Raw genomic sequence first — 12,156 nt, 5'->3', positions numbered from 1 at the left:
GATTAATTGGAACTGGGGAATGGTTTTTTCAAACGTGCTTTTACGTAAACGAAAAACGCGATAGCGATCATGACGGCAAAAAGCGACAGCCACAATTTGGACGAAGAACCTTGCAGAGCATCGATGGCCCGTGGACCGTAATAAAATATCAATATTCCTTCTAGTAAAAATCGTTTTGCCCTGCCGAAAATAGAGGCCGCGATAAAAATCGGCATTCTAATGCGTAAAGCACCGGCGGTGATGGTGATAAATTTGTAGGGAATGGGAGCCAGCGCGCCGACAAAGATGGCCCAGCCGCCGTATTTCTGCACCAATTTGTTAATGGAGGCAAGGTGCTGGGGCGGAACGTACCGGTTTAGGGCCGGAAGGCCAAACTTATTACCGATAGCATACCCCAAAAAACCGCCCAGCACCGAAGCGACAGTGGCAATTGCCCCGTAATAGATGGCTTTTTCCGGGGCGGATAGAGCCATAGGAACAAGAAGCACGTCCGGCAGGATGGGAGAAAAGATCGACTCGATAAAGGAAATTACAAAGAGGCCAAGCGTCCCATAGCTGTGAAAAAATTGTATAATAAAATCCATGATTTATCACCTCGTTTATTGTTTTCAATCTAAGAGACGGTTGAGAGCAAAAAAAGTTCATGGAAAATTATAGTTTTTATTAGGCGGTAGACTGATCGGTAAAATGGCCAAAACCTCGCACTGCCCAGGCAGGGGGCCGCTTCTTTTCGCAACACGGGGGGAATAAAAAAGCAGGCGACCACTACCGATATTTCACTTGTTTTAATGTAATTTTGGCTGGCTTCGTAAAACCGGTAATCGTTACAATGCTGACCATGGACCAATAGGCTGTCGGTTCAGCCCATTCTTCCAGCACTTTTTTCTGGGAGTGAAAAAGGGGGAGCATGCCAGCACAAAAGCGATAAGCAATAGTAAAAAGCGTTTCATAAAATATCACCCGGCATTTTACCTTACAGTGTAGTGCGATTGCTTTTGGCTTTAGTCTGTCTTAATGTATATAGCTGACGTAAGCATTTTTCCAGCTGAGCTGCGATCATTTGGGCATTACTCTTTTGTCCGGTTTGCCGTGCTTGCTCCAATTTGCGGATCAAACGATCAATTTCTGTTAGCAGCTGTTCTTTTTCGGCATAGTATGTTTTAAAGTATGAAAACAACTTTCCGATACCTTCTTCCGCAAAAGTCAGTCTTCTGTCGATTTATTATCTGATTTATGGCCACACCGCGCCGGTTCATCTTCATCCATAACCGGCGCATGATAACATTCATAAGCCAACCATGCCATAGTTAGCACAAACACTGCGCCTGCCGCATACCACCATAGGGATAGCCCGTCCAGCCATTCAAACATTGCTGACACCGCCTTTGATTGGTAGTTTTTTTGCGCGCTCGCTTACTAACTAAACCAGGGAAAAACAGCCATAGTATGAATACAAATACTATGGCTGTTAATAATAGTATGATTTTGTAGAACCATTTTATTTGAGAAGAAGTGTAGTTGTCTGTTTCTTATGGAGTGATCGTTTGATTGGCAGGTTCTGCCGGAATATTCTGCGGCGGAGTATGGCTCGGCTCAACCTTATACCAGGCAGCGTACATCGTTGGCAAGACCAGGAGCGTCAATACGGTGGCGCCAAAGAGTCCGCCGGCAATGGCCACCGCCATCGGTCCCCAGAAGATGCTTGACACCAAGGGGATCATTCCCAAAATAGCCGCTGCGGCTGTAAGCATGATCGGACGGAATCTGGCGACAGTGGCGTTAATAATGGCATCCCACATAGGTTCTCCGGCATTAATCTGTTGCTCAATCTGGTCAATGAGAATGACCGAGTTCCGCATAATAATGCCGAATAGCGCCAAAATTCCCAATTGTACAACAAAACCCATCGGCCGCCCTGTGACCAGGAGCCCCGCGCTGACCCCGATAATTCCCAGCGGCGCAGTTAAAAGCGTCAGTGTCATCTTCGATATATTCTGTAGCTGGAGCATGAGCAAAGTAATAATCACCACGGCCATGACCGGTACGGGCTGCAGCAGCCAGCGGGTGGCTTTTATACTCAGTTCCATCGGACCGCCGATATCAATGCTGTAGCCTGGCGGCAGCGAGGCGCGAAGATCCTTCAGGTTATCGTAAACTTGTTTGGTCGCATCATTTCCTAATACGCCTTCAATGGTATTGGCCTGAACCGTGATAGTGGGTTTCAAGTCACGGCGCCAGATGAGCCCCTCTTCGGCATCATAGCTGATTTTGGCAATTTGGTCCAAGGGAACGAACTTGCCATTGCCGATGTGAACATTGAGGTCTTTGAGGCGGGAAAGATCCTTGCGGCTGTCCTGATCGACGCGAAACACAATGCTGACAGTTTTGTCTTTTTCCCGAAATTCAGCAACCGCTGTACCGGATAATAAGGCTTGGAGGTTGGCAGCCAAGATCTGACTGTCGATGCCTACCATACGGGCCTTGTCCTGATCGATGGTCAAATGCATGACTTTGTTCTTTTCATTCCAGTCTAAGTTTACGTCGATAAGGTTTGGATCAGCCGCCATACGGTCCCGCACTTGTCCGGCGATTGCACGGACTTTGTCGTGGTCATAGCCGCTGACGCGGAGCATGACCGGGTAAGGATCGGAAGGGCCTGTTTTAATAAACTTTACATTGCCGCGCACGCCCGGAAATTCAGCGGCCAAGAGCTCGCGCGCTTTTTTCGCCAGTTCGTTGCGGGCCTTTGTGTCTTTGGCCACAATAATGAATTGAGCGAAATTCGTATCGGGGAGGGTGGGGTCGGCGGTTAACACAAAACGCGGCGCACCTTGCCCAACGTAGTAAGTGTAATTCACGATGTTGGCATCATCCTCTGCAAAGCGCTGGGCGAAGCGCGCAGCCTCCTGTTCAGTTGCCTGCATAGAAGCTCCTTGCGGCAACCGCATTTCCACAACCAATTCCGGACGGGTAGATTCCGGGAAAAACTCTTGTTTCACCAGTCCCAGCAAAAACAGGGAACCAACAAAGCAGCCTAAGGTAATTGACAGTACTTTTTTCCGATGGCGCAGGCACCACGTCAATATTTGCTTAAACAGCCGGTAAAACTTCGTATCGTAAATATCATGGTCTTGCCGGCTGCTGGCGGGAGATATTCTTACCAGGTTATAGCCTAACAGGGGAGTGACCATCCCGGCGACCACCCAGGAGATGAGCAAGGCAAGGGTTACCACCGAAAAAATACTGCCGACAAATTCGGAGGCGCTTCCCTTGGAGAAACCAACCGGAATAAAACCGGCACAGGTTACCAAGGCTCCGGTCAAGCGGGGGTAGGCGGTAGCGGTATAAGCATAGCAGGCGGCATCGAACCGGTTCCAGCCCTGTTCCAGTTTGACGATCATCATTTCGATCGCAATGATGGCGTCGTCGACCAAAAGACCCAAAGCAATAATGAGAGCCCCCAAAGAGATTTTATGCAGGTCAATCCCCAGTATTTTCATGGAGATGAACACGCCGGTAATTACCAGTGGAATACAAAAAGCGACGACAATGCCGGAACGTACCCCGAGGCTGATAAAACTGACGATTAATACAATGGCTACCGCTTCGGCCAGTGATTTCACAAATTCGTTAATCGATTCTTTTACCACTTTCGGCTGATTGGCAACAGTATTGAGTTCCAAGCCAAGCGGCAGCTCTTTTTTGATCTGCGCCACGGTTTTGTCTAAGTTTTCACCTAGCGTAAGAATATTGCCGCCCTTTTCCATGGATAACGCCAGGCCGATAGCCGGCTGGCCGTTATAATACATTTTGGGGTCCGGCGGATCAACGTAACTGCGGGTAATTCTGGCGATATCACCGAGCCGGAAGGTGCGTCCGCTGGCCCGGATGGGGAGGCTTTTCAGGTCGTCGAGATTTTCGAACATGCCGGTGACGCGTAAATATACATTATCGGAAGATGTTTCCAGCATTCCGGACGGCGACATGGCGTTCTGCGCCTGCACGGCGTTCGTAATATCTGACGGAGCCAGGCCTAACTGCGCCAGTTTGGCGGTTTCCATTTCAATATAAATTTTTTCCGGTTGCACGCCGACCAGCTCTACTTTTTTCACACTCGGCACGCCAACCAAGATTCTGCGAATTTTTTCCGCCTGTTCCCGCAGGTTTTCATAACTGTAGCCATCGCCGGTCAAAGCATAGATGCAGCCGAACACATCGTCAAACCGGTCGTTAAAAAAGGGGCCTTGCACGCCCTGCGGCAGTGTGGGTTTGATGTCATTGACCATATTGCGCACTTCCAGCCAGGTTGGCCGGATTTGATTTTCGGTAACCGCATCTTCCTTTAAGCTAACATAAATAATGGATTGTCCGGGAGTGGAATAGCTTTTCAGATAATCTAAGCCCGGTGTGTCCTGCAATTTTTTTTCAATTTTATCGGTGACCTGCTCTTCCACTTGGCGGGCGGTAGCGCCGGGCCAGTTAACGGTTACAATCATCTGCCGGATGGTGAAATCGGGGTCTTCCATTCGGCCGAGGTTTTGATAAGAAAAAATTCCGCCAATGAATATGACAGCAATAAAATAGTATACCAGCTGTTTATGAGTGAGCGCCCATTCGGTCAAATTAAAGTGTTTCATTGGCTATCACCGCCGGCTACCCGCACTTTTTGTCCTTCCCGCAATTTGTGGACTCCGGCGGTGACGATGGTTTCACCGGGATTCAGTCCGGCCAGCACCTGGATTTGACCGTCGCCGAATGTGCCGACTTGAATTGGGCGTAAATTGACAATATTGTTCGTTACAACCCAGACACAAGGAGAATCGTTTGTCTGGTAAATAGAAGATAAGGGAATGGCGGCGGCAGTCGTCTGATTATTAAAATTAGCAACAGTTACTGCTGCCGTCATGCCCAGTTTGATTTCCGGCGGCGGGTTTACTAAACTGATGCGCACTTTGTATGTACGGGTTGTTTGATCAGCCATAGGCGCAATTTCCCTTATCTTGCCGTCGATTTTTACATGGGGAAGAGCCCAAAAGGATATGGTGAATTGTGTTGCCTTACGCAGTTCTTCCAACCGGTTTTCCGGTACGCTGATTTCCACTTCCCGTTCTCCGTCCTGTACGATGGTCAGCACTGTTTGTCCGGCGCTGACCACTTGCCCGGCTTCGGCGCTGATGCTGGCAATGACGCCCGGCTTATCAGCATACAACAGACTATAGTCTAATTGATTGGCTCCTTGCGCGTATTGAGCCGATGCCTGACGAACAGCCGCTGCGGCAACGTCATAGGCATTTTGGTACTGGTCCAGCTGAGCGCGGCTGATAGCGTTTTGGGCATACAATTGCCGGTAGCGGTTCAAATTGCTTTCCGCCAGCTTAAGCTGCGATTCGGCGGCGTATACCTGGGCCAAGGCGCTGTTTACCGTTTGCTGCACATCTCTGGGGTCTATCTGCATGAGCACATCGCCTGCCTTGACAGTGCTGCCTAATTCTACATAGCGCTTGATAATTTTGCCGCCGACCTGAAAGGCTAGCTGACTTTCGTAGCGGCCCCGCACTTCACCGGAGTAGGCGTAGCTTTGTGCAGCGCTGGACGGTTTTACCGTAGCGACGCGCACTAGGGGAATATCTTCGGCCACTGGTTTGGCTTGATTATTTTCTTTCCAGAGAACACCGCCGATGATGCCAATCATGACTATTGCCGCAGTTATTCCGTAATACAATTTCTTTTTCGATACATTCGCTAACCAGTTCAATTGTTGCATAGTTTCACTCCTCGCTTACTGTTTTTACAAGGATGCCATAAATAGGTATATCCCGCGCAGGGTTGCACACTTTTAGCGCTCCTTTCCGATTTTTATGAATGGGTGCGGTATCAGGACATGCTGCAGCTAAAAAAGATTATTTGAATTGTTCAATTAAAAGGCCTAAAAAATCATCCACGCAGTTGTCTGCTGGAAGATGATTTTTTTGTGCCATTGTGGTTTATTTATAGCGATAGATGCAGGGTCCTTGCCGGCATTTCCAATGCTTTTTCGATGAGAGCCTCAGCCATTTGTAAGTGGCAGGCCATCAGTTCGTCCGGAATTTTCTCACAGAGTGCATCGCCTAGACATTGCAGGATGGACATGATAAAATTCATAGCGGTTTGGGGGTGAGAGACATGAAAGCATTGTTTGCGGGCTCCTTCTTCAATGATTTTTCGCAGCCATGGTTTAAGCAAGAGCGTGCCTTGGCGGAATATTTTATTTTTGATATGTAAATGTTTCTCATCATGTAAAAAATCAAGGAGTAAGCCATCTTTGTATTGAGCAGTACGAAACATGGCATATACCATTAGTTCAATTTTACGGGGCGGGGCAATGGTGTCGGAACAAGCCATATTTTTGACATCAGCCAAAAGGAAGGAGAGTTGACGATTAATCAGCGCTTCCAGTATTTCCTCTTTGGATTTAAAGTAATAGTACAACATTCCTTGCGCGACGCCCATTTTTTTAGCGATGTCACTGATGGTTGTTTTACGATAGCCGTTGGCGGAAAACAAAGGCTCGGCAGCATCTAATATTTCATCGATTCTGATTTGGGGGTCTTGCGGCGTTCTGGCCAAGAAAATCACCTCAATAATTTGAACTATTCAAATTATAAATCTTGCTGGAAGTTGCTGTCAAGGATTAGTTTCTTTTTGGCTTTATAATGCGTTAAGTTACAAAAAGCTAATAAAGCCATCGACTCTGTTGAACAGGTGTCAATGGCTTTGTTATTTGAATTTGTCGCTTAAATTTCCGCAATCTGTTCACCCATGCGGCTGATGTCATAGCCGCTCATGCCGGCGACTTCTTCCCGGAAGGCAGGGGAAGCCAAGGCGGCCAGCAGGGCCTGAAAGTGAGGTTTGGCAAGGTCGCGGCGGAGCAGCACCAGGTCATAGCGTTCCTTCTGCAAAGGAACAAAGTCGAGGTTGCGCACTTGCATGGCCGCTTTTTCCACACCAAGCCCCACGTCGGCCGCTCCTCGGGCCACATAGCTGGCCACCGCCAGGTGGCTCATTTCCTCATGGTCATAGCCTTGGATAAATTCAGGGTCAATATCCAGTTGCCGTAGTTTTTCATCTAAGAGGACCCGGGCGCCGGAACCCCGTTCCCGGTTGACCATGCGCACATCCGGCTTGGTCAAGTCAGTCCAGGTGGTAATGTTTTTGGGGTTGCCGGCGGCGACATAAAAGCCTTCCATGCGGTAGGCCAAATTGATGATGACGGTCCGCTGCCCCGGCAGCAGCCGGCGCACATAGGGGACGTTGTATTCGTCGGTGTCGCCGTCCCACAGGTGGGCGGTGACCACATTGGCGGTGCCCCGGTACAAGGCGGTCAAACCGTCAATGCTGCCAGCGTAGTAACGCAAAAACCGGACATGGGGCATTTGCTTTTCCAGATGCCGCGCCAGGACATCGAGGAGGACATCCTGGCCGCAGATAATCAGGCCGTCCTGATCGCCGAACACGGTCTTGGCGACCGGCGGCACTGCGACCGGCACTGCCGCAGGCACCGGCGGCAGGGTGGTCCCGGCTTGTTTGGTTTTATTTTTATAGTGTTCCAGGTCGGCAGCCTCAATGCGCATTTTGCGCTCTCCCGCCCGGTAAGCAACAAGTTCGCCGCGCTTAATCAGGTCGTAGACGGTAAAGCGGGAGAGTTTCAGGATTTTGGCCACTTCCGCCGGGGTATAGGACACGTTGTCGGACATGGAGTGCTCACCTCAATCGAGAGTAGATACTGGCTATAGAATACCGCATTTGACCGATTTTCGCAATCTTTCGCCGCTAAAGCGCCCCGGTTCATTTCCGGCAGAACAGCTTAACCGCCGAGATTAACAGGATAAGGCCCAGGAAGGTCTTGATGAGTTCACCGGACAGTCCCTGCAGGAGGTGGCTGCCGGCAAACGAGCCGAGGATGGAGCCGACGGCCATGACGGCGATGAATTTGCCCTCCTGCCGTACGATCTGGAAGGGTTCCTGGGAGCGGTACTTGGACAGGCCGATGATAATGGTGGGGATGCTGATGGCCAGGCTCAAGCTGCCGGCCAGTTTGATGTCCACGGCAAACAGGAATAAGAGGGTAGGAATGATGAGCTCACCGCCGGCCACGCCCAGCATGCTGCTGAACATGCCGATAATGACGCCGGCCAGAGCGCCCAGGAACATCCGCAGGACCGGTGACACGTCGATGGCGGTGGCGTGTGCAAATAGGATGCCGTGAAACAGCAGCGTCAGGCCCAGCAAAATGAGAAAGATCATGACCAGCCGGTTGAGATTTTTTTCGTTTAGCCGGGTGGCGAAATGGACGCCGATGTAGGAGCCGGTCAGCGAACCGGCCAGCAGGTTGACAATGACCGGCCATTGGGCCCAGACCTCACTGTAGGGAATAATGGCCGAGCGAAACAAAAAGGAAAAACACACGGTTACCAGACTGACGGCCAGGTTAATCATGACGGCATGGATGGTTTTGAACTTAAAAAACCCGACCAAAGCCGGCAGGCGGAATTCCGCGCCACCCAGACCGATTAATCCGCCCAATACCCCAATCAGGGCCCCCAGGGAAAAGGAAGACAATAGACGCAAAATGGTTTCTCTCCTCTCGCTATCCAAAACTTCGTCAGGTATTGCTTACACGAACCAGATAAAGTTTTAGTGCAGATTTTTTTGATTTTCTGCTTGCCTATCATTATAACCCCAATTATAATAATTGGTAAATATGGTTTTGTTATGATAGGTTGAAATAAGTTGCAATAGGTAGCATTTTGTTTTGCTAAATTATTAATTAGATTGAGTTTGGTATTGATAAGGAAAACCGAACAGTCGTGACCGGATGCCGGCGTTCCCATAGCCTTATCCAGCTTTGGCATTGGGAGTGTTAAACGGTAAGGCGAATACGTTATTTAGGGCAGCAACGGCTACGTCATAACCATTTTGCGCCTTAATCAGGCTTTGCTTGGCGTTGGCCAGTTCTACTTCCGAGCGCAGAACGCCGGATTTGCATACCGTACCAACGTTATACTGCAATTCCACATCTTTCAGATGTGCGGCCAGACGGTCAACGGATTCCTGATTTAGTGCCACCAGGTTGCGGGCTTCAAGCACATTGAAAAATTGGTTGTCGCATCCAATTTTACTTGCTGGCGGGCTTTGGGAAGACTTGCGGATATGGCGGCAGACTTCAATGCCGTCTATACCGGCATCATAATGTCCAAAATTATTACATCCGGTTTAAGCTGTTCTACTTCACGAATGGCTTCGATGCCGTTTCCGGCTTCGACGACCGTAAAACCTTCCTTAATGAAGTAAAGACGCAAAATTTCGCGGATTTTCTCTTCATCATCCACGATTAAAATGGTCGGTGCACTCATCGTCAGCCCTCCTTATAACAGATGTACGTTTAGCAGATAATGTACAAGCCGGCGTCATAGCGCATACGAGAAACATGGCGCGAGTTAATCTAAGACCGCATAAATACTGGCCTGCCGCATAACTTCCTCACCGCCTTGAAATAAACTGGTATTGCCACCGCCTATCGTGAATTATAGGGTGAATATGTGTAAGTAGTATGACGATAATGTAACAAAAGTGTAAAATAAAGCGCGGCATTTAAAGGAAGGCACTTATGTTTAAATCGCGGCTGCATTCCCACGAAAGCGCTCTTGCGGACAGTGGAACTGGCTGCTCTTGGCCGCAAGGGCCGGGTGGTCAAGAGCAGGCGCTTTGGCGTGGAGCATTTGCTGGACAATGATTGCATTCGCATTGTCAGAGGTCAGGGAAGTATCGTTAATGAGCGGCAACTGGCGGCGGAAAATTGAAAAAGGGGCACGCTTCCTCGAGATGGAGGACTGCCACCTTTACGGCGTACTGTATTTGACTACTGGATTATGCTAGGTTCCTGAAAATCGCTGCAAAAATCCTATGCCTGGGTTACTTTTGCGCCACTGTTGTTCCTGGCTACCACCGTCATTGCAGGATAATTAACAAAAACTTAACCCGCCGCTGTTGCCCGGCGGATTAATTTGCGATAATATATAAACATATTCATGAATATAAATGTATAACGAAGTGGAGATAAATGGAAACTGCGGCATTGTAAAGAGGCAGGTTATCTCATCATTGGAAGCGGTCGAAGGATTAGTGTATCCTAAGTATAAATGTCATGGGAAGGTGAAGACATATGCACAAATTGGAATATCAAATCGGTATGTATGCGCTGGCGTGGCTGGTTGGTTGCTTTGGCCTGGACGTTAATCAATGTGGTCATTAGTGTTGTCTTAAAAAATCGTTTAAGTACGTAAGCCTTAAGTCAGCTAAGATGAGGAGATGGTAGGATGCAAATGAAAAAGAAAGTGTTATTTCTCTGCACGCACAATTCTGCCCGGTCCCAGATGGCGGAGGGACTGCTTCGGGCCATGTACGGCGACCGGTATGAGTCGTTCAGCGCCGGCACTGAGCCGGGCAAGTTGAACCCATATGTGGTGAGGGCGATGGCGGAAATCGGTATTGATATTTCCGGCCACTGGTCCAAAAGCCTAAATGAGTTTTTGCGAGACGAGTTTGATTATGTGGTTACCGTCTGCGACAGCGCCAAGGAAGGGTGTCCCTATTTCCCGGGCGGGAAAAAGCTGCTGCATGAGAGTTTTCCCGACCCGTCGGGTTTTACCGGCACTGATGAAGAGATCATGGCCGGTGTCCGGACAGTCAGAGGCCAAATTCAGCGGTGGATTGCCGAAACGTTCGGTGCTGGTAACCAATGACCGGTTTAGCGGCAGCTTTCAAAGCCCTTGGCGATGATACACGGCTGGAGATAATCAATATGCTGGTAGGGCGCGAAATGTGCGTTTGCGATATTTTTTCTGCGGTAAAAATATCGCAGCCGGCGGTATCGCATCATTTAAAAGTTTTAAAACAGGCCGGTATTGTGTCCGATAACCGGGAGGGAAAATGGATTTATTACAGCGTAAATCCGGCGGCCTTCGATATAATTGAAGACTATATGAAAAGCATGCGGCCGGTCCTGATGAGAAAAGAGCGGTATGGCGATTGCTGAATAAAGGAAGGAGCGTTTGTATGGCAGAGGAAAAAAGACTGGATTTTTTCGAACGGTATTTAAGTTTATGGGTTGCGGCGTGTATCGTTATTGGTATTATTTTGGGTAAATTGTTTCCGGGAGCAGTAGCCGCATTAAGTCAAATGGAGGTCAGTCACGTCAACCTGCCTATTGCGGTGCTCATTTGGCTGATGATTTACCCCATGATGCTTAAAATTGACTTTTCGGCTATTTTGAAAGTCGGCGATAAACCCAGAGGGCTGCTCATTACGTTGTTTGTTAACTGGGTGGTAAAGCCCTTCAGCATGGCTTTTCTCGGTTGGCTGTTCTTTAAGCACGTTTTTATTGGTTTGATTGGCGACCAGTTGGCCAATGAATACATTGCCGGCACGATTATCCTGGCGGCCGCGCCTTGCACGGCCATGGTGTTTGTCTGGAGCTATCTAACCGACGGCGACCCGGCTTATACTTTGGTCCAAGTGGCGATTAACGATCTGGTCATGCTGTTTTTATTTGCGCCGATTGTCATGTTCTTGCTGGGAGTATCTAATATCGTTGTGCCTAAAGATGTACTGTTTATGTCGGTTGTGCTGTATATCGTCATCCCGCTTGTCGCAGGGTACTTAACGCGCCGAGTGTTGCTTAAGGTTCAGGGGGAGGACTGGTTTAACACCAAATTTTTAGCCCCGCTGAAACCGGTGACCATTATTGCCCTGCTCGTGACGTTGGTTATCATCTTTGCCTTCCAGGGCGAAACCATCACAAGCAACTGGTTTAATATCGTGCTGGTTGCTATTCCGATTACCATACAAGTATATTTTAATTCTTCATTGGCCTATGGCTTGGCTAATTTATTTAATGTACCGCACTCGATCGCCGCGCCAGGAGCCTTAATTGGGGCCAGCAACTTCTTTGAACTGGCGGTGGCTGTTACCATATCCCTCTTTGGTCTTAAGTCCGGGGCGACGCTGGCAACGGTTGTGGGTGTGCTGGTAGAAGTTCCGGTGATGCTGTCGGTGTGCAATTTCTGCAACCGCACGCGCCACTGGTTCCCGCTGAATGTTAAAGAACTCGGTAAATAA

14 protein-coding genes are annotated in these 12,156 nt (G+C 49.0%); 4 read left to right on the top strand and 10 right to left on the bottom strand.

Going from position 1 to position 12,156, the window contains the following annotated elements; genetic code table 11:
- Nucleotides 1-2 precede the first annotated feature (2 nt).
- The 10 genes from SCACP_RS14240 to SCACP_RS14195 form a co-directional block, all read right to left on the bottom strand.
- The gene (locus SCACP_RS14240; protein ID WP_425058150.1) at nucleotides 3-584 is read right to left on the bottom strand and encodes a YqaA family protein; all 582 of its coding nucleotides are present in this window, start codon (nucleotides 582-584) and stop codon (nucleotides 3-5) included.
- A gap of 181 nt (nucleotides 585-765) precedes the next feature.
- Nucleotides 766-960, bottom strand: a complete 195-nt coding sequence (locus SCACP_RS14235; protein WP_425058149.1) for a hypothetical protein — start codon at nucleotides 958-960, stop codon at nucleotides 766-768.
- A gap of 243 nt (nucleotides 961-1,203) precedes the next feature.
- Nucleotides 1,204-1,371 carry a hypothetical protein gene (locus SCACP_RS14230; RefSeq protein WP_425058148.1) on the bottom strand — a complete coding sequence of 56 codons (168 nt, stop codon included), beginning with the start codon at nucleotides 1,369-1,371 and terminating at the stop codon, nucleotides 1,204-1,206.
- A gap of 158 nt (nucleotides 1,372-1,529) precedes the next feature.
- Entirely contained in the window at nucleotides 1,530-4,637 is a 3,108-nt protein-coding gene (locus SCACP_RS14225) for an efflux RND transporter permease subunit (RefSeq protein ID WP_425058147.1), read from the bottom strand.
- Complete coding sequence (locus tag SCACP_RS14220; RefSeq protein WP_425061415.1) at nucleotides 4,634-5,692, bottom strand: efflux RND transporter periplasmic adaptor subunit; 1,059 nt, start codon at nucleotides 5,690-5,692, stop codon at nucleotides 4,634-4,636. The genes SCACP_RS14225 and SCACP_RS14220 overlap by 4 nt, the downstream gene beginning before the upstream one ends.
- 296 nt (nucleotides 5,693-5,988) lie before the next feature.
- Nucleotides 5,989-6,615 (bottom strand): TetR/AcrR family transcriptional regulator, encoded by a 627-nt coding sequence (locus SCACP_RS14215; RefSeq protein WP_425058146.1) that lies wholly within the window; start codon nucleotides 6,613-6,615, stop codon nucleotides 5,989-5,991.
- A gap of 158 nt (nucleotides 6,616-6,773) precedes the next feature.
- Nucleotides 6,774-7,733: a substrate-binding domain-containing protein gene (locus tag SCACP_RS14210; protein ID WP_425058145.1), complete on the bottom strand. Its 960-nt coding sequence runs from the start codon at nucleotides 7,731-7,733 to the stop codon at nucleotides 6,774-6,776.
- Nucleotides 7,734-7,824: 91 nt separating this feature from the next.
- Entirely contained in the window at nucleotides 7,825-8,607 is a 783-nt protein-coding gene (locus tag SCACP_RS14205; RefSeq protein ID WP_425058144.1) for a sulfite exporter TauE/SafE family protein, read from the bottom strand.
- 267 nt (nucleotides 8,608-8,874) lie between these two features.
- On the bottom strand, nucleotides 8,875-9,126 hold the full coding sequence (locus tag SCACP_RS14200) for a TolC family protein (protein WP_425058143.1): 252 nt from the start codon (nucleotides 9,124-9,126) through the stop codon (nucleotides 8,875-8,877).
- A gap of 86 nt (nucleotides 9,127-9,212) precedes the next feature.
- A complete protein-coding gene (locus SCACP_RS14195) occupies nucleotides 9,213-9,392 on the bottom strand; it encodes a response regulator (RefSeq protein ID WP_425058142.1) in 180 nt (59 codons plus the stop codon).
- Nucleotides 9,393-9,683: 291 nt separating this feature from the next.
- Here SCACP_RS14195 and SCACP_RS14190 point away from each other — a divergent pair, with 291 nt between their 5' ends.
- The 4 genes from SCACP_RS14190 to arsB all read left to right on the top strand — a co-directional run bounded on the left by SCACP_RS14190 (nucleotide 9,684) and on the right by arsB (nucleotide 12,156).
- Nucleotides 9,684-9,839 carry a hypothetical protein gene (locus tag SCACP_RS14190; protein ID WP_425058141.1) on the top strand — a complete coding sequence of 52 codons (156 nt, stop codon included), beginning with the start codon at nucleotides 9,684-9,686 and terminating at the stop codon, nucleotides 9,837-9,839.
- 516 nt (nucleotides 9,840-10,355) lie between these two features.
- Nucleotides 10,356-10,781, top strand: coding sequence for an arsenate reductase ArsC (locus tag SCACP_RS14185; protein WP_425058140.1), 426 nt, complete (start codon nucleotides 10,356-10,358; stop codon nucleotides 10,779-10,781).
- Entirely contained in the window at nucleotides 10,778-11,074 is a 297-nt protein-coding gene (locus SCACP_RS14180) for an ArsR/SmtB family transcription factor (RefSeq protein ID WP_425058139.1), read from the top strand. The genes SCACP_RS14185 and SCACP_RS14180 overlap by 4 nt, the downstream gene beginning before the upstream one ends.
- A 20-nt stretch (nucleotides 11,075-11,094) precedes the next feature.
- A complete protein-coding gene (gene arsB / locus SCACP_RS14175) occupies nucleotides 11,095-12,156 on the top strand; it encodes an ACR3 family arsenite efflux transporter (protein ID WP_425058138.1) in 1,062 nt (353 codons plus the stop codon).

This window comes from Sporomusaceae bacterium ACPt, from assembly GCA_041428575.1.
Lineage (GTDB): Bacteria > Bacillota > Negativicutes > Sporomusales > Sporomusaceae > Sporomusa_D > Sporomusa_D carbonis.
Note: the sequence above shows the minus strand (reverse complement) of the source record. Positions and strands in the feature narration are given on the sequence as shown.